Origin of the sequence: Streptomyces sp. NPDC050416 (genome assembly GCF_044458845.1) — a bacterium.
Taxonomy (GTDB): domain Bacteria; phylum Actinomycetota; class Actinomycetes; order Streptomycetales; family Streptomycetaceae; genus Streptomyces.
Genome location: NZ_JBITII010000006.1, coordinates 456,587 through 479,795 on the forward strand (window position 1 = coordinate 456,587; position 23,209 = coordinate 479,795).

The 23,209-nt window shown below is 72.2% G+C and carries 23 protein-coding genes and 2 pseudogenes; 16 read left to right on the forward strand and 9 right to left on the reverse strand.

Annotated features, from left to right (window positions below):
- Positions 1–49: 49 nt before the first annotated feature.
- From ACIBL4_RS21775 to ACIBL4_RS21785, 3 genes are all read right to left on the reverse strand, one after another.
- Positions 50–316: a hypothetical protein gene (locus tag ACIBL4_RS21775; RefSeq protein WP_037671693.1), complete on the reverse strand. Its 267-nt coding sequence runs from the start codon at positions 314–316 to the stop codon at positions 50–52.
- A gap of 126 nt (positions 317–442) precedes the next feature.
- Positions 443–1,252 carry an anti-sigma factor domain-containing protein gene (locus ACIBL4_RS21780; protein ID WP_399412438.1) on the reverse strand — a complete coding sequence of 270 codons (810 nt, stop codon included), beginning with the start codon at positions 1,250–1,252 and terminating at the stop codon, positions 443–445.
- Entirely contained in the window at positions 1,249–1,791 is a 543-nt protein-coding gene (locus tag ACIBL4_RS21785; protein ID WP_167537312.1) for a sigma-70 family RNA polymerase sigma factor, read from the reverse strand. The genes ACIBL4_RS21780 and ACIBL4_RS21785 overlap by 4 nt, the downstream gene beginning before the upstream one ends.
- A gap of 227 nt (positions 1,792–2,018) precedes the next feature.
- Between ACIBL4_RS21785 and ACIBL4_RS21790 the strand changes: the two genes are divergently transcribed.
- The 4 genes from ACIBL4_RS21790 (at position 2,019) to ACIBL4_RS21805 (ending at position 8,812) form a co-directional block, all read left to right on the forward strand.
- On the forward strand, positions 2,019–3,569 hold the full coding sequence (locus ACIBL4_RS21790) for a DUF4331 domain-containing protein (RefSeq protein WP_399412441.1): 1,551 nt from the start codon (positions 2,019–2,021) through the stop codon (positions 3,567–3,569).
- A gap of 107 nt (positions 3,570–3,676) precedes the next feature.
- Positions 3,677–5,518: a tetratricopeptide repeat protein gene (locus ACIBL4_RS21795; protein ID WP_399412443.1), complete on the forward strand. Its 1,842-nt coding sequence runs from the start codon at positions 3,677–3,679 to the stop codon at positions 5,516–5,518.
- Positions 5,515–7,083 (forward strand): nickel transporter, encoded by a 1,569-nt coding sequence (locus tag ACIBL4_RS21800; protein WP_399412445.1) that lies wholly within the window; start codon positions 5,515–5,517, stop codon positions 7,081–7,083. Before ACIBL4_RS21795 ends, ACIBL4_RS21800 begins: the two co-directional genes overlap by 4 nt.
- A 79-nt stretch (positions 7,084–7,162) precedes the next feature.
- A complete protein-coding gene (locus ACIBL4_RS21805) occupies positions 7,163–8,812 on the forward strand; it encodes a protein kinase (protein ID WP_399412447.1) in 1,650 nt (549 codons plus the stop codon).
- Positions 8,813–8,816: 4 nt separating this feature from the next.
- On the opposite strand, the gene ACIBL4_RS21810 is transcribed toward ACIBL4_RS21805, so the two are convergent.
- Complete coding sequence (locus ACIBL4_RS21810) at positions 8,817–9,623, reverse strand: SGNH/GDSL hydrolase family protein (protein WP_399412449.1); 807 nt, start codon at positions 9,621–9,623, stop codon at positions 8,817–8,819.
- A gap of 336 nt (positions 9,624–9,959) precedes the next feature.
- Here ACIBL4_RS21810 and ACIBL4_RS21815 point away from each other — a divergent pair, with 336 nt between their 5' ends.
- From ACIBL4_RS21815 to ACIBL4_RS21845, 7 genes are all read left to right on the forward strand, one after another.
- Complete coding sequence (locus ACIBL4_RS21815) at positions 9,960–11,171, forward strand: S8 family peptidase (protein ID WP_399412451.1); 1,212 nt, start codon at positions 9,960–9,962, stop codon at positions 11,169–11,171.
- 467 nt (positions 11,172–11,638) lie between these two features.
- Positions 11,639–12,460, forward strand: coding sequence for a glycosyltransferase family 2 protein (locus ACIBL4_RS21820; protein WP_399412453.1), 822 nt, complete (start codon positions 11,639–11,641; stop codon positions 12,458–12,460).
- Positions 12,457–13,446 carry a glycosyltransferase family 2 protein gene (locus ACIBL4_RS21825; protein WP_399412455.1) on the forward strand — a complete coding sequence of 330 codons (990 nt, stop codon included), beginning with the start codon at positions 12,457–12,459 and terminating at the stop codon, positions 13,444–13,446. The genes ACIBL4_RS21820 and ACIBL4_RS21825 overlap by 4 nt, the downstream gene beginning before the upstream one ends.
- Positions 13,439–14,239, forward strand: coding sequence for a polysaccharide deacetylase family protein (locus ACIBL4_RS21830; RefSeq protein WP_399412457.1), 801 nt, complete (start codon positions 13,439–13,441; stop codon positions 14,237–14,239). The genes ACIBL4_RS21825 and ACIBL4_RS21830 overlap by 8 nt, the downstream gene beginning before the upstream one ends.
- 73 nt (positions 14,240–14,312) lie before the next feature.
- Positions 14,313–15,407, forward strand: coding sequence for a DUF5925 domain-containing protein (locus tag ACIBL4_RS21835; protein ID WP_399412459.1), 1,095 nt, complete (start codon positions 14,313–14,315; stop codon positions 15,405–15,407).
- Positions 15,408–15,508: 101 nt separating this feature from the next.
- Positions 15,509–15,904, forward strand: coding sequence for a hypothetical protein (locus tag ACIBL4_RS21840; RefSeq protein WP_399412461.1), 396 nt, complete (start codon positions 15,509–15,511; stop codon positions 15,902–15,904).
- Between the two features lie 62 nt (positions 15,905–15,966).
- Positions 15,967–16,740 (forward strand): DUF72 domain-containing protein, encoded by a 774-nt coding sequence (locus tag ACIBL4_RS21845; protein ID WP_399412463.1) that lies wholly within the window; start codon positions 15,967–15,969, stop codon positions 16,738–16,740.
- 8 nt (positions 16,741–16,748) lie between these two features.
- Here the strand turns inward: ACIBL4_RS21845 and ACIBL4_RS21850 are convergent, their stop codons facing one another.
- Positions 16,749–17,117 carry a GntR family transcriptional regulator gene (locus tag ACIBL4_RS21850; protein ID WP_399412465.1) on the reverse strand — a complete coding sequence of 123 codons (369 nt, stop codon included), beginning with the start codon at positions 17,115–17,117 and terminating at the stop codon, positions 16,749–16,751.
- A 71-nt stretch (positions 17,118–17,188) separates the two neighbouring features.
- Here ACIBL4_RS21850 and ACIBL4_RS21855 point away from each other — a divergent pair, with 71 nt between their 5' ends.
- Together ACIBL4_RS21855 and ACIBL4_RS21860 are read left to right on the forward strand one after the other, a co-directional pair.
- Positions 17,189–18,115, forward strand: a complete 927-nt coding sequence (locus ACIBL4_RS21855) for a GNAT family N-acetyltransferase (RefSeq protein WP_399412467.1) — start codon at positions 17,189–17,191, stop codon at positions 18,113–18,115.
- Positions 18,096–18,596 carry a DUF402 domain-containing protein gene (locus ACIBL4_RS21860; protein WP_399412469.1) on the forward strand — a complete coding sequence of 167 codons (501 nt, stop codon included), beginning with the start codon at positions 18,096–18,098 and terminating at the stop codon, positions 18,594–18,596. The genes ACIBL4_RS21855 and ACIBL4_RS21860 overlap by 20 nt, the downstream gene beginning before the upstream one ends.
- On the opposite strand, the gene ACIBL4_RS21865 is transcribed toward ACIBL4_RS21860, so the two are convergent.
- Positions 18,555–19,226, reverse strand: coding sequence for a class I SAM-dependent methyltransferase (locus tag ACIBL4_RS21865; RefSeq protein ID WP_399412471.1), 672 nt, complete (start codon positions 19,224–19,226; stop codon positions 18,555–18,557). The genes ACIBL4_RS21860 and ACIBL4_RS21865 overlap by 42 nt on opposite strands.
- 139 nt (positions 19,227–19,365) lie before the next feature.
- On the opposite strand from ACIBL4_RS21865, the gene ACIBL4_RS21870 reads away from it, so the two are divergent.
- Positions 19,366–19,500 carry a hypothetical protein gene (locus ACIBL4_RS21870; RefSeq protein WP_399412474.1) on the forward strand — a complete coding sequence of 45 codons (135 nt, stop codon included), beginning with the start codon at positions 19,366–19,368 and terminating at the stop codon, positions 19,498–19,500.
- A gap of 27 nt (positions 19,501–19,527) precedes the next feature.
- Here the strand turns inward: ACIBL4_RS21870 and ACIBL4_RS21875 are convergent.
- A pseudogene (locus tag ACIBL4_RS21875) lies at positions 19,528–19,976 on the reverse strand (GNAT family N-acetyltransferase).
- Positions 19,977–20,161: 185 nt separating this feature from the next.
- Here ACIBL4_RS21875 and ACIBL4_RS21880 point away from each other — a divergent pair.
- The gene (locus ACIBL4_RS21880) at positions 20,162–21,193 is read left to right on the forward strand and encodes a lytic polysaccharide monooxygenase (RefSeq protein WP_399412476.1); all 1,032 of its coding nucleotides are present in this window, start codon (positions 20,162–20,164) and stop codon (positions 21,191–21,193) included.
- A 74-nt stretch (positions 21,194–21,267) separates the two neighbouring features.
- Here ACIBL4_RS21880 and ACIBL4_RS21885 read toward each other — a convergent pair whose 3' ends face one another.
- Complete coding sequence (locus tag ACIBL4_RS21885; RefSeq protein WP_399412478.1) at positions 21,268–22,128, reverse strand: esterase/lipase family protein; 861 nt, start codon at positions 22,126–22,128, stop codon at positions 21,268–21,270.
- Positions 22,129–22,299: 171 nt separating this feature from the next.
- Positions 22,300–22,747, reverse strand: a pseudogene (locus ACIBL4_RS21890) (MarR family winged helix-turn-helix transcriptional regulator).
- An 80-nt stretch (positions 22,748–22,827) separates the two neighbouring features.
- Here ACIBL4_RS21890 and ACIBL4_RS21895 point away from each other — a divergent pair.
- Complete coding sequence (locus ACIBL4_RS21895; RefSeq protein WP_399412480.1) at positions 22,828–23,202, forward strand: cupin domain-containing protein; 375 nt, start codon at positions 22,828–22,830, stop codon at positions 23,200–23,202.
- The last annotated feature ends 7 nt before the right edge of the window (positions 23,203–23,209 follow it).

The following is a 23,209-nucleotide window of genomic DNA, read 5'->3' on the forward strand; positions in this document are numbered from 1 at the left end:
AGTGCGCAGCGTTGCACCAGGGGCGGTGTGACCGCCCGAGCGCGGGCCCCTACTTGCCGCCGAACAGCGAGCGGCGCAGCCTGCGCAGCGGTGCGAAGAGCGAGACGCGACGCACGCGCGCTCCCCTGCCACTGCGGTCGTGCGGCTGACGCGCGGTCAGTTCACGCATCAGAGAGGTCGCCTCGACCGTCTCCCGCTGCGGGACGGCAGGGCCGCCCAGCACCGAGAGGTGGCGGTCGAGGCGCGAACTGGTCGCGCTGCTCCCGCAGGTGATCGCAGGGACCCTCGCCCTGCTGCGCACTGTTATCTGTTCCATGTCACTCCCCACCCGTACGAGTCCACCCGGCCCGGGCAGGTTAACCCTATCGCCCCGTCCGGGCACTCGTGTATCGCGGTCACAGGATTCACCTTCCCCATAAGGGGGTTGACGATGTATTGCCGATTACTCTCCGAATCCAACAGATTTCAGGGCGAGTTGGACGATCGGCTGGCTGGTGGGCTGCGGTGATCCGCCGTCGGGCTCGACGGTTACGGCCAGTGACGTCGCGGAGGTGCCGAGCCCCGTGGCGACCAAGGGCGTGTCGCCCTCGAAGAGGCCCAGGGAGCGTGGTTGCGCGCCCGGGCGCATGAGCCACAACTGGTGCACTCGGCCGCCGGGCGGGGCGCCGTATCCGCCGAGGGTGACCACCGCGCTCCCCTCCGAGGCGGAAGCGATCACTCCGATGGTCCGGCCCCGCCCGTCCCGGCCGCTGCTCGCACGGGCGTCCGGAGCCGCGAGAACGTGGGCGATCTCACGTGAGCGGTCCCGCTCGGCGGTCAGCTGATCCCGGGTCCGGTCCGCCTGCACCGCGAACAGCGAGGCGACGACGAGGGCCGCGGCGGCGGTGGCCGTGGCGAAGGGCACGAACAGCGGGATCCGGCGCTGCCGCGGCGGCGGCTGGGTGCCCCACACGTGCGGCGGCAGCTGCGGCGCACGCGCGCGTGCCGGCTCGCCTGCCGCGGTCTGCGGCGCCGGGTCCTGCGGAGTGGTCCGTACGGCGGCCATGACCCGGTCGCGCAGGGCGGCCGGGGGCGGGGCGGCGGCGGACCAGGCGAGCCGGACGGCGTCCTCGGACAGGGCGCGCACCTCGGCGGCGCAGCGGCCGCAGTCCCTCAGGTGCTTCTCGAAGCGGACCCGCTCCGGGGGTTCCAGGGCGTCGAGCGCATAGGGCGCGGCGAGCGAGTGCGGGTCCTCGCGGCGGAAGAGACTCATGCCACGCCTCCCAGGCACTCGCGCATCCGGGTCAGCCCGTCGCGCATCCGCGTCTTGACGGTGCCCAGCGGCAGGGACAGCCGCTCGGCCACCTCACGGTAGGTGTAGCCCTCGTAGTAGGCGAGGGTGACGGACTGGCGCTGGAGGTCGGTGAGGCGGTCCAGGCAGACGCGTACCCACTCGCGTTCGAGTCCCGCCTCGACCTCCTCGGTGACCTGGTCGAAGGCCGGGTGGTGGGCGCGCCAGGCCTCCCGCTGCTCACGCTCGCCGGCGGCGCGGGCACTGCGCACCCGGTCGACGGCACGGCGGTGGGCGAGGGTGAGGATCCACGACATCGCGCTGCCCCGTCCCGGGTCGAACTTCGCCGCCGAGCGCCACAGTTCGAGCAGCACCTCCTGAGCCACCTCCTCCGACTGGGCGGGATCGCGCACCACGCGCCGTACGAGCCCGAACACCGGGCCGGACACCAGCCCGTACAAGTCCTCGAAGGCCTGCTGGTCGCCGCCCGCCACGCGCAGCAGCAGCTCGTCCGCCTCCACTCGGTCCCCCTCTCCCAGGCCGCACGGGGCCTGTCCCCTCATACGAGGCATTCGCAACGCACACACCTCCGGATGGGGTTACGGATCAGCGCGCCGAAAAAGCGGGTCGCCCGGCGATGAAACAACTTTGCCGACGCGCCGTAAGAACGTTTGAGATTCGACCAATCCGCTTCGCCGACCGCTCCGAATGGCGTGTGTCAGGCAAGTTGGCACTGAGGACGGACGGCATGACACCTTTCTCCAGGACCGGCGAGACCGGTGCGACCGGTGTGGGACGCAGGAGCATCGCGACCGCGATCTGTGGTGCGCTGGCCGCCGGCGGGCTCGCGGCCGCCGGTGTGACCGCGCTGGAACCCGAGGCGGCCTCCGCCTCCAGTCACCGGGAGGCCCCGCTGATCTCGGGGACCCCGCAGTACGACAACACCGACGTGTACGCGTTCGTCAGCCCGGACAAGCCGGACACGACGACCATCGTCGCGAACTGGATCCCGTTCGAGGAACCCGCCGGCGGGCCCAACTTCTTCACGTTCGCCGAGGACGCCCAGTACGACCTGCGCATCGACAGCGACGGTGACGCGCAGGAAGACCTGCTGTTCCGGTACACGTTCAAGACGCACACGAAGAACGACAAGACGTTCCTCTACAACACGGGCCCGGTCGAGAGCCTCGACGACCCCGACCTCAACATCACGCAGACGTACGACCTCGAACTGATCAAACTGAAGCACCTGAAGCCGGTGTCGAAGACCAAGGTCGCCGACGACGTGCCCGTGGCGCCGTCGAACGTCGGCAAGGCGTCGATGCCGGACTACAACACCCTGCGCCAGCAGGCGGTCCACAAGCTCGCCGGGGGCGCCCAGACGTTCGCCGGGCAGGCCGACGACCCGTTCTTCCTGGACCTGCGGGTCTTCGACCTGCTCTACGGCGGGAACCTCTCCGAGGTCGGCAACGACACGCTCAAGGGCTACAACGTCAACACCATCGCCCTGCAGGTCCCCAACAGCTTCATCACCCAGTCGCACGACCAGCCGGTCGTCGGCATCTGGTCGACGACGCAGCGCAAGAACGCCCAGGGCTACTTCACGCAGGTCTCCCGTCTCGGCAACCCGCTGGTGAACGAGGTCGTCAACCCGCTGAAGGACAAGGACACGTTCAACGCGTCCGCGCCCCGGGACGACGCCCAGTTCCTGAAGAACGTCACCAACCCGGAGCTGCCCAAGCTCATCGAGGCGATCTACAAGATCCCGGCGCCGAAGGAGCCGCGCAACGACCTGGTCGACGTCTTCCTCAAGGGCGTCAAGGACCTCAACCAGCCGCCGCACGTGACGCCGTCGGAGCAGCTGCGCCTCAACACCTCGATCAAGCCGGCCGCCAAGCCCAAGCGGCTCGGTGTCCTCGACGGCGACAACGCCGGCTTCCCGAACGGCCGTCGCCTCACCGACGACGTGATCGACGCCTCGCTCCAGGTCGTCGAGGGTGAGCTGCTGGGCGCGAAGAACGACCTCGGTGACGCGGTCGACAAGAACGACAAGGACTTCGAGAAGGCCTTCCCGTACGTCGCCCTGCCGACGGAGGGGTCGCGCGGTCCGCTCGCCAAGGGCGTGGACGGCGGCAACGACGTCCGCAGCCAGCTCGGCGACGCCCTCCAGCCCGCCGAGGCGCAGAGCTCGGACGACATGCGCCTGATCGCCGCGTCCGCCGGGGCCGGCGCGGGCGGCATCGTCCTGATCGGCGCGGCCCTCATGTGGTGGCGCCGCATGCGGAACCGGGCGTACTGACCCGTTCCGCTCCCACCGACCGGCGCGGCCCGTCTCCCGTCCCCCACGGCACGGGCCGCGCCTCTGTCCCACCCCACCGCACCCGCACAGCCGAACGAGGAGAGGCCATGCCTCCGCGTACGACGGACAGCGCACCGGAGAGGCGCGACGACGACCACCAGCGCCCGGACCAGGAGACCGACGGAGAGCGGTCGGCGGGGCGGGGTCAGGGGCAGGCCGGCCCGGGCACCGACGCCGGGGCGGGCGCGGGGCGGGGCGGCGGTCCGGTTGCCGAAGCGGGCGACGGGCCGCGCCCGGCCCCAGTCGACGGGGCAGAAGGGGGGGCAGGGGGCGCGCTCGACACCGACCCGGTTCCCGGGTCGGCGGGCACGGGAGGTGCGGACTCCCCCGGCGTGGAGGCGCGCGCCGCGAAGGGCACTGATACCGGCACCGGCACCGGCACCGGCCCGGATGCCGAAAGCACGCCCGGCGCCCACGACCGTCCCGGCGCCGGGAACGAATCAGCCGCCGAGGGCGAGCCTGACGGGCACGGCGACTCCGGCCCTCGCCCCGAGAACGACGCCGACGCCGGCGAGCGCGTGGCCGCGGTGCGGCGGGCCGCTGATGGCGGGCGGCGCTGGCGGGCCGTTCATCTGGCCGGGTGCGCCGCGCTGTTGGCGGTCGCACTGACCGGTGGGGCCATCGCCTTCGGAGGCACGGGAGACGGCCGGGCGGGGGCCGAGGCCGTGTCCGCGGCCGGGGCGCCGGCGGCCGGTGTGCTGGCCCGGGGCGATCTCGACGCGGGGATCAGGTCCCTGCAGAAGCATCTCCGCGCCCAGCCCAGGGACTTCGGCGGCTGGGCCACCCTCGGGACCGCCTACGTCGAGCAGGCCCGGACGAAAGGCGACCCCTCGCGCTATCCGCAGGCCGAACGCGCGCTGAAGCGGTCCCTGGAGCTGGACCCCGGCAACGACCAGGCCCTCGCCGGCCGTGCCGCCCTCGCCGCCGCCCGGCACGACTTCACCGGCGCGCTGGCAGACGCCGACCGTGCCCTGAAGCAGAACCCCTACAACGAACGCGCCCTGTGCACGCGTATCGACGCCCTCGTCGAGCTCGGGCGGTACGAGGACGCCGCCGAGGCCGCCCGCACCGCCGACGACAGGCGCCCCGGGGTGCCCGTCTTCACGCGGTACGCGTACGTCGAGGAGCTGCGCGGCGACGTCCGTACGGCGCGTGACGTCCTGGAGCGCGCCCTGGAGGCCGCCGACTCGCCCGGCGACATCGCCTACGTCGCCACCGCGCTCGGGCAACTCGCCTGGAACCAGGGCGAGTACAAGACGGCGCTCGGCCACTACGCCCGTGCCCTCGCCGCCGACGAGGACTACCTCCCCGCTCTGGAGGGCCGCGCCCGCGCCGAGGCCGCGAACGGCGACCGGGCCGCCGCCGTCGAGGGACTGGAGCAGGTCGTCGCCCGCTTCCCGCTGCCCGGCCCGCTCGTCGCCCTCGGCGAGCTGTACGAGGACCGGGGCGCCGACGGCGACCGGGCGAAGGCCGGTGACCAGTACGCCCTCGTCGACGCCTGGACGTCCCTCGCCCGCGCGGGCGGTGTCAACGCCGACCTCGACTCGGCCATGGCCGCCGCCGACCACGGCGACAAGAAGGAGGCCCTGCGCGCCGCCCGCGCCGAGTGGAACCGCCGGCACAGCGTCCACACCGCCGACGCCCTCGCCTGGGCCCTGCACGTCAACGGCCGCGACGAGGAAGCTCTGCCGTACGCCCGCCGCGCCACCGCCACGGGCTACCGCAACGCCGGCTTCCTCTACCACCGGGGCGTCATCGAACGCGCCACCGGCAACGACCGCGAGGCCCGCGACCACCTGAAGGCCGCGCTCGACCTGAACCCCGGCTTCTCCCCGCTCGGCGCCCGCGAGGCCCGTACCGCACTCAAGGACCTGAAGGGGGCCCGGTGACTCTGCGCCGCCTGTTCGCGTCCGGCGCCGCCGTCCTCACGGCCGCCTGCGCGCTCACCCTGCTGCCCGCCGGCGCGGCGAGCGCCCACCCGCTGGGCAACTTCACCGTCAACCGCTACGACGGCCTGGTCGCCGCCCCCGGCGAACTCCGCGTCCACCACGTCGAGGACCTCGCCGAGATCCCGGCCACCCAGGCGGGACCCGACATCGAGCGGCTGGGCATGACCCTGTGGGCCCGCGAGCGGTGCGCCGCGGCCGCCGCGGACAGCAGGGTCACCGTCGACGGCCGCGGCACCCCGCTCACCGCCGAGCGCAGCCACGCGCGCGTGCGGCCCGGGCAGGCGGGGCTGGACACCCTCCGCGTGGAGTGCGAGCTGACCGCTCCCCTGCCGTCGGACAAGCCAGCCGTGTCGCTGGGGTTCCGTGGCGCGGGCGACTCCTCCGGCCCGGGCTGGCGGGAGATCACGGCGCGGGGCGACCGTATGACGCTCACCGACTCGGACGTCCCGGAGAAGTCGATCTCGGCCGAACTGACCCGCTATCCCGAGGAGTTGCTCTCCTCTCCGGCCGACACCGCGGCCGCCGCCCTGCGCGTGCGCCCCGGTGGTGCGGCCCTGTCCGAGGAGGAGTCGGACGCCCCCGCCGCCTCCGTACTGCCACGCGGCGCCGACCGCTGGACGCGGGCCCTGGACGACCTGGTCGCCCGGCACGACCTCACCCCGGGCTTCGCCGCGCTGGCCCTGCTCATCGCCATCGTCCTCGGCGCGACGCACGCGCTCGCCCCGGGCCACGGCAAGACCATCATGGCCGCGACGGCGGCGGCCCGGGGCGGCCGGGCCAGGATGAAGGACGTCCTGCCCATGGCCGCCTCGGTGACGGTCACCCACACCCTGGGCGTGGTCGCCCTGGGCCTGCTGGTCACGGCCGGTTCGGCGGCGGCCCCCTCGGTGATCGCCTGGCTGGGCGTCGCCAGCGGTCTCCTGGTGACCCTGGCGGGCGCGAGCCTGCTCCGCCGCGCCCTGCGCAACCGCGCGCACATCCACCACCACGGCCCCGCACACGACGAAAGCCACAGCCACACTCACGACCACGATCACCACCACCACGATCACGACCACCCGCACGACCACGACCACCCGCACGACCACAACCGCCCCCACTCCCACCCCCACACGGTCGAGCACACCCACGGCGGGTTCACTCACTCCCACCCCGTCGCCCCCACCCTCCGCGGCACGATCCTCATGGGCTTCGCGGGCGGGCTCGTGCCCAGCCCGTCCGCCGTGGTGGTGCTCGTCGGTGCCGCGGCCCTCGGGCAGGCCTGGTTCGGTCTGCTGCTGGTCGTCGCCTACGGCGTCGGGCTCGCACTCACCCTGACGGCCGCCGGGTACGCCGTCGTCAAGGCGGGCAGCGGGATGACCCGGCTCCTGGACCGGCGCCCCCGCTGGACGGCGGGCCCGATGGCGGCCCTGGTGCGCCGGACCGCGCCGCTCGGCTCGGCCTTCGCCGTCGTCGTCCTCGGGGCCGGACTGGTGTTCAAGGGGGCGGCATCCGCACTGGGCTGAGTTACGTTCGTGAGGAAATCCGACGTCATGGGGAAAACAGACCTCATGGAGATTTCGCCCGGCTGCGAATGGGGGCGCCGTGTCCGAAGAACCGGGCCATGAGCGTGTGATCGCGGGCCGCTACCGGCTCCTGGCACCGCTCGGCGAGGGCGGTATGGGGACGGTGTGGCGCGCCCGCGACGAGGTGCTGCACCGCGAGGTCGCCGTCAAGGAGGTGCGCGCCCCGGCGGGGCTCGCGGGCGACGACGTGCGGCGGATGTACGCCCGGCTGGAGCGGGAGGCGTGGGCGGCGGCCCGGGTCGCCAACCGGAACGTGGTCACGGTGTACGACGTGGCGACGGACGAGGGCCGGCCGTGGATCGTCATGGAGCTGGTCCGCGGGCTCTCCCTGGCGGAGGTCCTGGACGCCGAGGGCCCCATGCCGCCGCAGCGGGCCGCGCACATCGGCGCCGAGGTGCTGGCCGCGCTGCGGGCCGCGCACGAGGCCGGGGTGCTGCACCGGGATGTGAAACCGGCCAATGTGCTGATCGCGAACGACGGCCGGATCGTGCTCACCGACTTCGGGATCGCCATGGTCGAGGGCAGTTCCGCGCTGACCATGACCGGGGAGGTCATCGGCTCGCCCGAGTTCCTCGCCCCGGAGCGGGCGCTCGGCCGCACACCGGGCCCGGAGTCCGACCTGTGGTCGCTCGGCGTGCTGCTGTACGCGGCGGTCGAGGGCCACTCCCCGTTCCGTCACGACACGCCGCTGAGCACGCTGCGCGCGATCGTCGACGAGGAGCTGCCGCCGCCGTTCCGGGCAGGGCCGCTCGCCCCGGTCATCGAGGGGCTGCTGCGCAAGGATCCCGCGCAGCGGCTGCCGGCCGAGCAGGCGGAGCGGGACCTGCGGGTCATCGCCGCGGGCGGCTCGCCGAGTGCGGACACCGTGCGGGCCGTGCCGTACCCGCCGACGGTGGCGGCCCGCCCGGAGCCCTCGCCCACGCCTCCGATGTCCTTCCCGGGGCAGCCGGCGCCGTCCGGCCCGGGTGGGACGACGACGGCCACGAGGCAGGACCGCGACCGCCGGGCCGGACGGGTGCTGGTCGCGGGCGTGGTCGCGCTGGCGCTCGCGGTGGGCGGTCTGACGTACGCGCTGCTGAACCGCGGGGACGGCGACGGGACCGGCGACCGGGGTGCCGGGGCGAGTACGCCCGCCGCGACCAAGGATCCGCCGAAGAACACCGGGAGCGGGAAGTCCAGTCCTTCCCCGACGCCGAGCGAGAGCGAGAGCGAGAGCGAGGAGAGCACTCCGCCGCCGCAGTCGGTGCGGGTCGCCCTGGACGGCACGCGCACGGACTACACGGGCTCGTGTCCGCCGCCGGGCGCACGGGCGCCGAGGTTCACGGCGACGTTCACGGTGGGGCGGCTGCCGGCCGATGTGCGCTACCGCTGGGTGACGCGGGACGGCTCGGAACTCGACGGTGGCTGGAAGACGCTGTCGTTCCCGGAGGGCGACGGCCGTACGCGGCAGGACGCGGTGACCGTGACGACCGAGGCGGAGAGCGGGACGTTCGAGGACGAGATCAGTGTCGAGGTGCGGGAGCCGGTGCGCACGACGTCCGAGTCGGTGCCGTTCTCGATCACGTGCGAGACGGAGACCCCGACGGGCGGGGCCTCCCCTTCTCCTTCGGACTCGGGCCCGGGTTCGGACACGGGTTCAGGCACGGAGTCGGACACCGACTCCGGCTGAGCGGTCAGTCGTTGGCGTTGAGCACGGGCAGATAGCCGCCCGACTGGCCGGGTGCCTTCGGGTGGTACGACTCGCCGATGTTGAGCCAATTGACGCTGTGCAGCCAGGAGTCACCGGAGCAGATCTCGTGGCCGGTGAAGGTGCCGCGTACGTCGCCGAAGGTGAAGCCGTGGTTCGCTGCGCGCTTGGCGATGGCGGTGTTGAGGTGGTCGGAGGCGTCGTTGATGGCCTTGCGCTTGGTCTCGGACAGGCCGAGGCAGGTGGTGCCGAGCTTGTAGAAGCGGGGGTAGCCGAGCACGACGACGTGGGCGCTCGGGGCCTTGGAGCGGATCGCCGAGTACACGCTGTCGAGCTTGCCGGGCAGCGTGGAGTCGACGTAAGCGCGTGCCGTGTTGATGCGGGAGACGCAGGCGCTGTCGGACTGGGTCACACAGGTCGTCATGACGTCGGCGAATCCGGCGTCGTTGCCGCCGACGCTGACGGAGACGAGGGCGGTGGCGCTGCTCAGCGGGCCGAGCTGTCCGGACAGAACATCACCCGTTCGGGCTCCGGAGCAGGCCGTGAAATCGAAGGTCGAGGGTGAGTGGGCGGCGGCCCAGAGGTAGGGGTAGGCCTTCGTGCTGCGCTTGCAGTCGCCGCTGGAGCTGATGTAGCTGCCGGCGCCCACTCCGGAGGAGTAGGAGTCACCGAGCGCTGCATAGCCGCCAGTTGCGGCGAGTGCGGACGCCTGCGCCGTGGCTGCCCCGGTGAGGGCGGTGCCGGCGGCGAGGAGGAGCGAGTTCACGAAGACGACAAGTCGGGAACGTCTCATGGAACCTCCCTTAGCAGGATCTCTGCCACAACCGTCGTAGCACCTACGCGTGTTGACAGGAAGTGTCCATGCCAAGTCTTTTCAGCCCTTTCCGGGACGCTCACGGCGTGTTCGCCTCACGCCTTGTTACGCCCTGGGCACCTCTTGTTACGCGCTCATGACAGATTTGTTGACTAGTGCTCAACTCCCTTGTTCTACGCCGGTAGTTGGCCGACGCTTTACTCCGTCCGAGAGCGGAACGCGACGCTCCCGGCCGTGTGCGCGAGCACGCGCACAACCCCCACATGACGCGCGCCCCACCCAGGCGCGCGCCGCCTAGAGGAGGAATCCCTCGTAATGGCACAACTGCGCAGCAAGAGACTCGGACTCGCCGCGATCACCCTGTCGGCGGCCACCGCCCTCGTCGGCGGGCTCACCGCCCTCCCCGCCCAGGCCGCCGCTCCCGCCGAGGGCCGGGTGCTCGCCGCGGACTCCCCGGACGCGATCAAGGACAGCTACATCGTCACGCTCAAGAAGAGCGCGGGCCTGAAGGCGTCCTCGGCCGCGGGCAAGGACCTCGTCGAGGAGTACGGCGGGTCCGTGCGCAAGACGTTCGGCAAGGCGCTGAACGGCTACTCCGCCACACTGTCCGCCACCGAGGCGAGGCGCCTCGCCGCCGACCCCGCGGTGGCCTCCGTCGAGCAGAACCAGCGCGTCCAGCTCGCCGACACCACCCAGTCCAACGCCCCCTGGGGCCTGGACCGGATCGACCAGACCTCCCTCCCGCTCTCCGGCACCTACACCTACCCGGACAGCGCGGGCAGCGGCGTGACGGCCTACGTCATCGACACCGGCGTGCGCATCACCCACCAGCAGATCAGCGGGCGGGCCTCTTACGGCTACGACGCCGTCGACGGCGACACCACCGCCTCCGACGGCAACGGCCACGGCACCCATGTGGCCACCACGATCGCGGGCTCGACCTACGGCGTCGCCAAGAAGGCGAAGATCGTGGCCGTGCGCGTGCTGAACAACAGCGGCTCCGGCACCACGGCCGGTGTGATCGCGGGCATCGACTGGGTGACGAAGAACCACTCCGGCCCCTCGGTCGCCAACATGTCGCTCGGCGGCGGCGTCTCCACCGCGCTGGACACGGCGGTCCGCAACTCCATAGCGAGCGGCGTCACGTACGCCGTCGCCGCGGGCAACAGCAGCACCACCGCCTCCTCGTCCTCCCCGGCCCGGGTCGCCGAGGCGATCACCGTCGGCGCCACCACCAGCACCGACGCCAAGGCGAGCTACTCCAACTACGGCTCGGCCCTGGACATCTTCGCCCCCGGCTCCTCCATCACGGCCGGCTGGCACACCAGCGACACCGCGACCAACACCATCTCCGGCACCTCGATGGCGACGCCGCACGTCGCGGGCGCGGCGGCGGTCTACCTGGCGGGCCACACCGCCTCCACCCCGGCCCAGGTCGCCTCGGCCCTGGTCGCCGGTGCCACCACCGGCAAGGTCACCAGCGCGGGTTCGGGCTCGCCGAACCGGCTGCTGAAGCTCGTACCGTAACCGGAACCTGAACAACCGTTCCCCGGAGGCGAATTGAGCCTCCGGGGAACGGTTGTTTCCGTCACCGGAACTTTCAACTCGCGCCCCGTGAAACGCATCCCGTAACGACAAAACCAACAAAAACGTGAGGGGCCGTTCCAGGTCTTGCCATACGGGTTCAATCGTCAATACCGTCATACATCTCACCCGCATCGGTCCGTCAGTACGCGGCTCTAGGGGAGGGCTCAAGGACCGCGACGAACCGGCGCGGGGCGCGGTAGGGGGGTGCCGTGCTCGGTGACCGCGAGGTGACCGGGCCGTGCCGCGCGGTCGGCTGCCGTTTTTCCGCTGCCGGCCAGCTTTGCCAGCTCACCCGGCGTGCCCGAAGCTCCATCTCGGCATGCCACGGGTGAGAACCCCCCTTTCGAACCGGCTTGGATCCGGACTGCCCTGGGGGGGCGGTCCACCGGACGAGAGGGACCAGACTCGTGAGCTCAGTTCTGCAGCCGGCCGCGGCGGAGCAGTATCCGCCGACCGCCGGGAAGTACCGCCCCGTCTCCTCTCACCTGGCCATAGCGCCGCCGGTGAGCGTGGTCATCCCGGCCATGAACGAGGCGGAGAACCTTCCGTACGTCTTCAAGACCCTGCCCGACTGGATCCACGAAGTGGTCCTGGTCGACGGCAACTCCACCGACGGCACCGTCCAGGTGGCCCGCGAGCTGTGGCCCGAGGTCAAGGTCGTCGAGCAGCGCGGCAAGGGCAAGGGCGACGCCCTGATCACCGGGTTCCAGGCGTGCACCGGCGACATCATCGTGATGATCGACGCGGACGGCTCGGCGGACGGCAACGAGATCGTGTCGTACGTCTCCGCCCTGGTCTCCGGCGCGGACTTCGCCAAGGGCTCCCGCTTCGCCAACGGCGGCGGCACGGACGACATGACCTTCATCCGCAAGCTCGGCAACTGGGCGCTGTGCTCGGTCGTCAACCGCAAGTTCGGCGCCCGCTACACCGACCTGTGCTACGGCTACAACGCGTTCTGGCGGCACTGCCTCGACAAGATCGACCTCGACTGCACCGGTTTCGAGGTCGAGACACTGATGAACATCCGGGTCGTCAAGGCCGGGCTCAAGGTGCAGGAGATCCCGAGCCACGAGTACCTGCGCATCCACGGCACCAGCAATCTGCGGGCCGTGCGCGACGGGCTGCGCGTGCTCCGGGTGATCCTGCAGGAGCGCTCCAACCGCCGGGCGCTGCGCCGCCGTTCGCCCCAGTCGCCGATGCTCGACTCGGTCCGGGGAGAGGTGTCTTGAGCGGTCCCGGCATCTCCGTCGTGATCTGCGCGTACACCGAGGACCGCTGGGAGGACATCCTCGCGGCGGTCTCCTCGGTGCGGGCGCAGTCCCGGCCGGCCCTGGAGACGCTGCTGGTCGTCGACCACAACCAGACCCTTCTGGACCGTCTCGGCAAGGAGTACAAGGAAGTCGACGACGTGCGGGTGCTCGCCAACGCGGGCCCCCGCGGCCTGTCCGCCGGCCGCAACACCGGGATCGCCGCCGCGCGCGGCGAGGTCGTCGCCTTCCTCGACGACGACGCCGTGGCCGAGCGCGACTGGCTGCTGCACTTCGCCGAGGCGTACGCCGACCCGCGCGTGCTGGCGGTCGGCGGGCGCACGGAGCCGGTCTGGGCGTCGGGGCGGCGGCCCGCCTGGTTCCCCGAGGAGTTCGACTGGGTGGTGGGCTGCACCTACCGGGGCCTGCCGCGCGGCCGGGTCCGGGTGCGCAACGTGCTCGGCGGCAACGCCTCGTTCCGCCGCAGTGCCTTCGACGCGGCGGGCGGCTTCGCCACCGGCATCGGCCGGGACGGCGACAAACGCCCGCTGGGCTGCGAGGAGACGGAACTGTGCATCCGCCTGGCCCGGGCGCGGCCCGACGCGGTGCTGCTGATCGACGACCGGGCGATGATCCACCACCGGGTGCCCGAGGCCCGTGAGCACTTCCGCTACTTCCGCACGCGCACCTATGCCGAGGGCCTGTCCAAGGCCCTGGTGGCCCGGAGCGTCGGCGCCGGCAAGGGGCTGGAGTCCGAACGCCGGTACGCCACCCGGGTCCTGCCGGCCGGGGTGGCCCGGGGGCTGCGGGACGCCCTGCTGGCCCGGCCGGGCGGTGCCGGGCGGGCGGGGGCGATCGTCGCCGGAGTGCTGACGGCGGCGGGCGGATACGTGGTGGGCAGCGTGCGGGCCCGCCGGGGCGGGACCACGTTCTCGGTACCCGAAGTGGAGGTGGCGGTCCGTGAGTGACGTCCGCGTACCGATCCTCATGTACCACGCGGTCGCGACCGACCCGAACGACGCGACCCGCGCCCTGTCCGTGACCCCCGAGGCGTTCGCCGAGCAGATGGCGGTGCTCGCGGACCGGGGTCTCACCCCCGTCACCACCGCCGGGCTGGCGGCGTGCTGGCGCTCCGGCCGCGCGCTGCCCGAGCGGCCGGTCCTCATCACCTTCGACGACGGCTACGAGGGCGTGCACCGGCACGCCCTGCCCGTGCTCGCCAAGCACGGCTTCCCGGCGACCCTGTTCGTCTCGACCGGGTGGATCCGGGGGCCGTACGACACCGGCGGCGGCCTGGACACCATGCTGGACTGGGACCAGGTCCGCGAGCTCGCGGCGGCGGGCGTCGAGATCGGCGGGCACAGCCACAGCCATCCGCAGCTCGACCAGGTCTCCGACGCCACGCTGCGGTTCGAGCTGATCCACTGCAAGGAGATCGTCGCCGACCAACTGGGCACCGCACCGGCCTCGTTCGCCTATCCCTACGGCTACTCCAGCCGCCGGGTCCGGCAGGCGGTGCGCGAGACGGGGTACGCGCAGGCGCTCGCCGTCGGCAACGGCCTCGCGCGCCGGGCGCAGGGGCCGTACGCCCTGCGGCGCGTGACGGTGCGCCGCAGCACGGGCACCGGTGAGTTCGAGCGGCTGGTCGAAGGCCGCGCGATCGCCCGTACGTTCGCCAGGGACCGGGCCCTGACCAAGGGGTACGCCGTGGTCCGCAGGACACGCCGGGCACGACGGCTCGTTTCCCGCCCCGGGGCCTGACCCGCACGTGGAACACGCCGCGTGCACCGGGAAACCGGGTGCACGCGGCGCCCTCGTGCCGGATCATGGCGGCATGTCTGGAAACCCGCACGAGGCGCTGCCGATCCGGCTCAACGTCGACGACTCCGACTCCCCGTCCGATGTCGTCGACGCGCTGTTCCTCGGCCGCTTCGCGACGGGCGAGCAGCCGTACTCCCACGCGGTGAACATCGACCGCGTACGGTCCGGGGCGACGCTGATGCCGCCCGGCGCCCGCGTGCTGCGCGCCGCCCGGGACGACGACCGCAGCGCCACCCTCGCCGAGGGCGACGGCTGGACGCTGCTGATCTCGCGCTGGAACCGGGGCGCCGACGTCACGGTGACCGCGACCACCGCCGAGCTGGCGAAGAAGATCCTCGACCAGGCCACGGACGGCGCGGCGGACGAACCCGAACCGCAGCCGGAGAACGTCACGATGGGCTTCTGGTACGTCTCCCCGCGCCGCGGCCCGCACCGCACCACACGCCAGATCGCGGCGCGCACCTGGGACGAGGTCCGGCCCAACTACACGGCGCCGGTGGCGGACGCCATGGACCGCCTGATGAAGACGACCCCCGAAGACATCTCGGGCCGGCTCCTCCTCCTGCACGGCCCGCCCGGCACCGGCAAGACGTCCGCGCTGCGCACCCTCGCCCGTTCCTGGCGGGACTGGTGCCAGGTGGACTGCGTCCTGGACCCCGAGCGGCTGTTCAGTGACGTCGGCTATCTGATGGACATCGCGATCGGCGAGGAGGACGCGGCGGGCAAGGGCCGCTGGCGGCTGCTGCTCCTGGAGGACTGCGACGAGCTGATCCGCGGCGAGGCCAAGCACACGGCGGGCCAGGCGCTGTCGCGGCTGCTGAACCTGACGGACGGACTGCTCGGCCAGGGCCGCAACGTCCTGGTCGGGGTCACGACCAACGAGGACCTGGAGCGCCTGCACCCCGCCGTCGTCCGGCCCGGCCGCTGTCTGGCCCGGATCGAGGTAGGCCCGCTGACCCGCGCGGAGGCGGTGAGCTGGCTGGGCCGCGAGGACGGCATCGGCCGCGAGGGCGCGACGCTGGCCGAGCTGTACGCGCTGCGCCGGGGCACGTCCCCGACGGCCCTGCCGGAACCGCGCGGGGACGCCGACGCGGGGCTGTATCTGTAGCTCGGTTCGCACACAACCGCCTCTCACCTCCCTGTTACCCAGGCGTGCCAAGGTGTGCGGAGCGGCGACGCCGCGCTTCGCCGGGACGAAGGAGGGCTCTGATGGCACACACGGCACCCACCGTGTTCAGCGAACCCACCCACCGCGTCATGCGGTGGGTGCTGCCCGTCGTCCTCGGTCTCGTCTACGGCAATTGGGTGGCGGTGAACCGGCGTCACGGTGGTCCGATCACCGGACCGGATGTGGCGTCGGGTGTGTGGAGCGGGCTCGCCTTCATGGTCCTGTGCATCGCCGTGGTCCAGGTGACCCGGCGGCTCAGGCGCGACCTGCACGCCCTGCACGCCCTGCTCCGGGCGGCCTTCGCCGGCGCCGCGCTGGGCTTCCTCTACAGCCAGACCGGCGACGACCTCCGTCCCGTGGTCATCACGTCGCTGCTGGTCACGGCAGCCGCCTTCCTGCTGCTGTTCTACCGCTTCCACACGCGCGCCGACACGTAGCGGGGTCCGGAAGGCCGGGTCGCCCCTGCCGCCCTCCAGACGTGGGGTGCTTTGATGGGTCTATGACCCTGTTCGTCGGCACGTCCGGGTGGCAGTACAAGGACTGGCGGGACGTCCTGTACCCGTCCGGGCTGCCGATGCGGCTCTGGCTGGAGGAGTACGCGGGGCACTTCGCCACCGTCGAGATCAACAACGCCTTCTACCGGCTGCCGGCCCGGGAGACCTTCGAGGACTGGCGCGGCCGGGTGCCCGCGGACTTCGTGGTCGCGGTCAAGGCGAGCCGCTATCTGACCCACATCAAACGGCTCAAGGACCCCGAGGAGCCGGTCGGTCGCCTGATGAGCCACGCGGCGGGTCTCGGTGACCGGCTCGGGCCGGTGCTGCTCCAGCTCCCGCCCAACCTGCGCGCCGACCCGGGCCTCCTGGACGCCTGCCTCGCCTGCTTCCCCGCCTCGACCCGGGTCGCGGTCGAGCCCCGCCACGACTCGTGGTGGACGCGGGAGGTCCGTACGGTCCTGGAGTCCCGGCGCGCGGCCCTGTGCTGGGCCGACGTCCTGGCCCGCCCCGCGACCCCGCTGTGGCGCACCACCGACTGGGGCTACGTCCGCTTCCACCAGGGCCGCGCCCGGCCCTGGCCCCACTACGGCCGCCGCTCGCTGGCCACCTGGCTCGACCGCATCGCCACGACCTGGCCCGGCGGCGAGGACGTCTACGCGTACTTCAACAACGACCCGGGGGGTGCGGCGGTGGAGGACGCGATGACGTTCGCGCGGCTGGGGAGATCGGCGGGCCTGGAGATCACCCGGACACCCGAGCGTCTGACGCGGGCCGGCTGAGCGACGTCCTACTCCCCCTGAGTCGCCCGCAGGGCGTCCCGTACCGCGGCGAGCGCCGCGTCCTCCCCCTGCCCGAGCCTTCGGGCCCGCTCCACGTACGCCTGGGCGGCGACCGCCAGCTCCCGCTCCGCCGCCGAGCCGGCGGCGGCCACGAACGTGCCGTGGCGGCCCCGCGTCTCGATCACGCCGTCCGCCTCCAGCGCCCGGTACGCCTTGGCGACCGTGTTCGCGGCGAGCCCCAGCGACTCGGCCAGCCCCCGCACGGTCGGCAGCCGGTACCCCACCGGCAGCTCACCGGACCGCGCCTGCTCGGAGATCCGCGCCCGCACCTGCTCGTACGGCGGAGCACTGTCGTCGATGTCGATCTTCAAGGTCACAGGCCGATTGTCCCGTACCCGACGGAAAATGGGAGGCACCCGGGGTGCGCTCCCGCGTAGCGTGCGCCTCCATGACCGTGATCGTGCGCGACCTGCGACCCGAGGTCCGAGCCGACGCCGAGGGGTTCTCCCACACGCGCCGCGTCGCCCTGCCCTACATGCTGTCCACGCCCGAGTCCGTGGTGCACACGCTGACCCATGCCCACCCGGACGCCCACTTCGGGCAGCTCGTCGCCGAGGAGGACGGCGAGATCATCGGCACGGCCCAGATCAGCGTCGCCCACGAGAGCCCGGAACCCGGCCAGGGATCCGCCAACATCTATGTACGCCCCGACCGCACGCGACGCGGCGCCGGTTCGCTGCTGCTGCGCACGGCCGAGGAGCGCCTGGCCTCGCTGGGCGTGCGGAAGCTGTTCGCCTGGGTGCTGGACGAGCCGGACAATCTGGCCTTCGCCGAGCGGCACGGCTTCCGGGCCAGCCGTTCCGCCTACTTCATGCGCCTCGACCTGGCAGGCGGCACGCTGCCGCCCCGCCAGGACCCGCCGGCGGGCGTCGAACTGCGCACGGCCGCCGACTTCGTGGACGACCCGCGTCCGATCTTCGAACTGGACGCGGTGACGGTCTCGGACGAACCGAGCGACATCGAGGCCGAGTTCACGGACTACGAGGCATGGTTGGATCAGAACTGGAAGCACCCGCTCCTCAACCGCGAGCTGACCTCGGTCGCGGTCGTCGACGGCCGCCCCGCCGCCTTCAGCGTGGCGCACACGGACGGCAGCCGCTACGGGACCGCCATGACCGGCACCGCCCGGGCGTTCCGCGGCCGGGGCCTGGCGAAGCTCGCCAAGAACGACTCCCTGCACCGGGCCCTGGCGGCGGGGTACACGGAGGCGTTCACCGGAAACGACACCGGCAACGAACCGATGATCGCCATCAACAAGTGGTTCGGCTACGAGATCTCTGCGAAGGAAGTGCGCTATGTCCGCGAACTCGGCTGACCGGTCCGGCCAGGTCGACGTCGTGCTCGTCAAGGCGGGCCGTACGAAGATCCGCTACACCGGCGAGCTCCTGACGGACGACGGCACCCGCGTCGCGGTCCGCGCCCCCTGGGCGGGCAGCGGCGTCCGCGACTTCGGCTTCGTCCGCTTCGAGCCCGGGGACGTCTTCACGGAGTACTACTGGCGTGACCGCTGGTACGCGGTGAAGGAGGTCCGCTCCGCCTCGGGCGCGCTGAAGGGCTGGTACTGCGACATCACCCGCCCCGCCGCACGCTCCGGCCCGGAGCTGGTCGTGGAGGACCTCGACCTGGACCTGTGGGTCTCCGCGGACGGCACGGACGTACGACGCCTGGACGAGGACGAGTTCGCCGCCAGCGGCCTCGCCGAGTCGGACCCCGGTGCCGCACAAGCCGCCCTGGCCGCCCTCGACGAGCTGGAGTCACTCGCCCGCGGCGACGACTTCACCGCGCTCCTGGCCTGAGCCGCCGCTCACGGCCACCACCGCGTACCGCTCGTCGGTCACCACCCCGCCCCACAGCAGGGGATCGCCGGACAGCCGCTCCACGCGCACCTGACCGGCGATCGGCGCGAGCAGACCGGCGAGCCGCCGCGCCGGTATCCCGACCGGCGCGGTCGTCCCCCACACGCCCTCGACCAGCACGAGCCGCCCGCCCGGTCGCAGCAGCCCGGCCCAGTGCCGCAGGGCGCGGCCGAGGTCGGGCAGGGCCCACAGGACGTGTCGCACGAGCACGGCGTCGAAGCGCTGCTCGCCGACCGGCGGCGCCGCCGCGTCACCGACGAGGAACACCGCGTCACGCCCGGCCAGCTTGCGCCGGGCGAGCGCCACCATCGCCGGAGAGAGATCCACGCCCGTCACCCGGTGTCCCCGCTCGGACGCGAGGAGCGACAGACTGCCGGTGCCGCAGCCGAGATCGAGGACGTCGCCGGCCCGCCCGGGCAGCCAGGAGCGCAGCCGCGCGGCCCAGGCCCGGCGCACCTCCGGGTCGCGCAGCCCGTGGTCCGGCTCCTCGTCGAAGGAGGCCGCCCGCGCGTCCCAGTCCACGTCGGCGCCGGTGTGGGTCGAGGTCGTGCCGTCACTGTCGTTCGCCATGGGCCCAAGAGTGACACCCGCCACTGACACTCGAATCGTGACAGCCGCCACTGACAGACCAGGAGCGATGAGGAACTCTCCCCCGAAAGGTCTACCTCCGTGAGAACGCGGAACCCGGTAGACCCTTAAGGAGGCAGCCATGCGCCGTGTGACCGTGCAGAAGCCCCTGAAGAAGACGGACGTCCGCCAGGCCCGCGAGGAGGCCGACGAGCGCCCCGCGGGACGCCCGGAAGTCCGCAAGGACATCGCACGCACGTGGTGGCCGGACGCCTGAGCGGCCGGTACCGATCATGAGACCCGTTCAGCACAGCCGCTTGCGGTAGTGGACGCGGTCGTAGGACCCGTCCAGTCGTCGCTCCACCAGCTCATAGCCGTACTTCGGATAGATCTTCTGGTTCTCCCACATCAGCGCGTTCGTGCAGAGCCTGACCTCGGGCAGTCCCAGCGCACGCGCGTGTGCGTCCACGAACCGCAGCAGCCGTCGCCCCACTCCCCTGCCTGCGCGGTGGGGTGGACGGCGATGGTGTCGAGGAAGAGATGGTCCTCGAACGCCTCGGTCACGACGAGGCCGGTCACGGGCTCGCCCGTCACGAACACCTTGTCCGCGGCCACGTTCGCCGCGTGGTCCTCCTCCATGGGCTGCGGCACCCGTCCGATGCGCTCGATGCAGGGGCGGAAGGCCGCGTCGATCACGCCCTCGACGACCGGAACGTCGGCGGCTCCGGCCGGCCGGATCTCCTCGTCTGCCATGCCGCGACGGTACCTACCTGATGTCAGTCTGAGCACTTCCTTAAGCGGGCCATAAGGATCTCCCCCACCCGCCCTCAGCAGGCGATTTCACGGTTTTCAGGGGCTAGCTTCGGATCACCCCCCACGGGGCCCGGGCCCACTCGGGCCCGGGCCCGTTCCCCTGTACCGTCTCGAGGAGTTCCCGCATGCCCGCACGCCGCACGGCAGTCACCGTCACCGCCCTCGGCGCCCTCCCGCTCGCCCTGGCCGGGCTGACCGCCACGCCGGCGGCCGCGCACGGTTCGATGGGCGACCCGGTCAGCCGCGTCTCGCAGTGCTACGCCGAGGGCCCGGAGAGCCCCGAGTCGGCCGCGTGCAAGGCGGCGGTCGCGGCGGGCGGCACGCAGGCCCTCTACGACTGGAACGGCATCCGCATCGGTGACGCCGGCGGGCGGCACCAGCGGCTCATCCCGGACGGCAAGCTGTGCAGCGCGAACAACGAGCAGTTCAAGGGGCTCGACCTGGCCCGCGCCGACTGGCCGGCGACCGGGGTGCGCAGCGGCTCGCACACCTTCAAGTACCGCGTGACGGCCCCTCACAAGGGCACGTTCAAGGTGTACCTCACCAAGCCCGGCTACGACCCGGCCGAGCCGCTCGCCTGGAACGACCTGGATCTGGAGCACCCGGTCGCGACGGCCACCGACCCGGCGGCCACGGGCGGCTTCTACACCTTCTCCGGCAGCCTGCCCGAGCGCTCCGGCAGGCATCTGCTGTACGCCGTCTGGCAGCGGTCGGACAGCCCGGAGGCGTTCTACTCCTGCTCGGACGTCACCTTCGGCGGCGGCGACAGCGCGGCGGGCGGCGCCGCTCCGGCCCCGACGGCCTCCGCTCCCACCAAGGAGCAGATCGAGGCGGGCAACGACAAGTCGACCATCGAGCACAACGGCCACGGCGACGATGACCCCAGCACCTCGGCCGAGCCGGCCGCGGCCCCGGAGAGCCCCGCCCCGAACCGGCCCGCGCAGGCCGACACCGCCCCGGACCGGCCCACGCAGGCCGACGCCGCTCCCAACCGGCCGAAGGCGGCCGGCGCCACGACGAACCTCGCCGAGACCGGCGGCGACAGCAGCACCCCCTACCTCGCGATCGGCGGCGCGGCCGCGCTGGCGCTCGGCTCCTCGGCCCTGTTCCTGTCGGCCCGGCGCCATGCGGTGAGCGGCGGTCGCCACGGCCGCTGACCCAGGACTCGGGGCCTGTCCGGCGGCTCAGGCCGGACAGGCCCCGAAACGTTTCCCCGGCACATGTACACGTGTCAGTCGAACGCCGACGCACAGGTGGTGGGCCTGGCCCGCGCCGGGTCGAGCGCGTTGGCCACCTCGTGGAAGGCGACCCTGTCCAGCAGCCCGACGGCCACGTGCTCGGACAGGTCGACCGCGCACAGGTCCTGGAGCAGGACGTTGCGCACGTCCGGCCCGCTGAGGTACTGGCTGCGCCACGGCGTGACCACCTCGTCGTACTTGGTGGCGATGACGGTGTAGCGCACACCGGGCACGGTGTCGCCGCCCGCGTTGAGCCGCTTGAGAAAGTCGGAGCCGGTGGCCTGGTCGGCGAGGGCGGGCGTGGTCTTCGCCAACAGGTCTCCGGCGCCCGGGAAGTACGGCAGCAGGCGGGTGAAGCCGTTCAGGTCGGTGCCGTGGTTGCTGGGCGCGATGCCGACCAGGGCGTTCACCTTGGCGGCACCACCGAGGAACCGCAGGTACCAGCGGGGCATCATGCCGCCCTGGGAGTGTCCGACGATGTCGGTCTCGGCCGCGCCGGTGGCGGCGAGCACCCGGTCGACGAAGTCCTTCAGCTGGGTGGCGGACTTCTCGACGGGTCCGAGGCCGTGGAAGAAGGGGACGCCCTGGAGCTGTCCGTAGTCGAGGGAGAAGACGCAGTAGCCCCGGACCTTCAGATAGGGGGCGAGCCCCAGCCAGTTGTCGACAGAGTTCCCGAGGGTGCCGTGGACGAGGACGACGGGGCGGGGATGAGCGGCGGACGGCTTGCAGTTGTAGTCGTTCCAGCCGGAGCCCGGGGCACCGGCGGCCTGGGCGGAGGTGGCGGGGACGGTGACGGCCGCGGCGGTCAGCAGCAGCGCGGCCAGGGGTCTGAGCACTCGTTTCCAGGGCAGCATCGGGTGATCTCCTTGCGGCTCAAGGGAGGTGCGACGGCACGACGCCCTGTGATCCGGATCACGGGATGCTGTTCACTCGTCAAGTTACGAGTCAGTAGTCAAACTGGGAAGTTACGCGTCAGTAAAAACTTCCAGTGGTAACCGACGACGGTGAACCCGCCTGACACCGCCTCACCAGGCAGGCCGGATGGGCCCCTTGGGGCGCGATCCGCAGCAACTGCTCCCGCAGCACCCGCACTTGCTCCTCCCCCAGCACGTCCCCCCACTGCCGCACCACCTCCGCGGCCGCCTCCTCCGCAGCCCGCGTGCACTCCCACCCGCGCCCGGTCAGCACGACCAGTCGAGCTCGCGCGTCCTCGGGGTGCGGGCGCCGCTCGGCGTACCCCTTGCGTACTATTTCGTCCACGAGCTGACTGGCGGCCTGCTTGGTCACCCCGAGGTGGGCGGCCAGGTCGGTGACCGTCGCGCCGTCCGGGGCGAGCCGGGCGAAGGCGAAGCCGTGCGCGGGCCGCAGCCCCTCGAAGCCGCGCGCGACGACGCCCTCATGGATGCGATGCGTGAGCCCGCCGGCGGCGGCGAGCAGGGCGGCGGACAGGGCCATGGCCTCGGAGTTCTGCACCCATGCATTGAAACACCCTTGACGTGACGGTCAAGCAGCTTGACCATATAGTCAAGTTGCTTGACCAACTGGAGGCCCGCATGCCCGTCATCCGCTCGTCCGAAGCCGTCACCCACGAGATCCACGGCGCCCGCTTCGTCTCGTACGCCACCCCGCGCAGCGGCAGCAAGGAGCTGTGCGCCTGGCGCGGTGAGATTCCCGCCGGTCTCAAGGCGCCGGCGCACACGGTCAACCGGGAGGAGATCTTCCATCTGCTCGACGGCGAGCTGCTGATCACCCTCGACGGCCGCAGCGAGCGGATCGCCGCGGGCGACACGGTGATCATCAACCCCGGCGCCACCCTGACCGTCGAGAACCCCACCGACCGGACCGCGTACTCCTGGGTCACCACCTCGATCGGCCTGGAGGCACGACTCGCCGACGGCACCAGCATCGTGCCACCGTGGGCCAACTGACGTCACG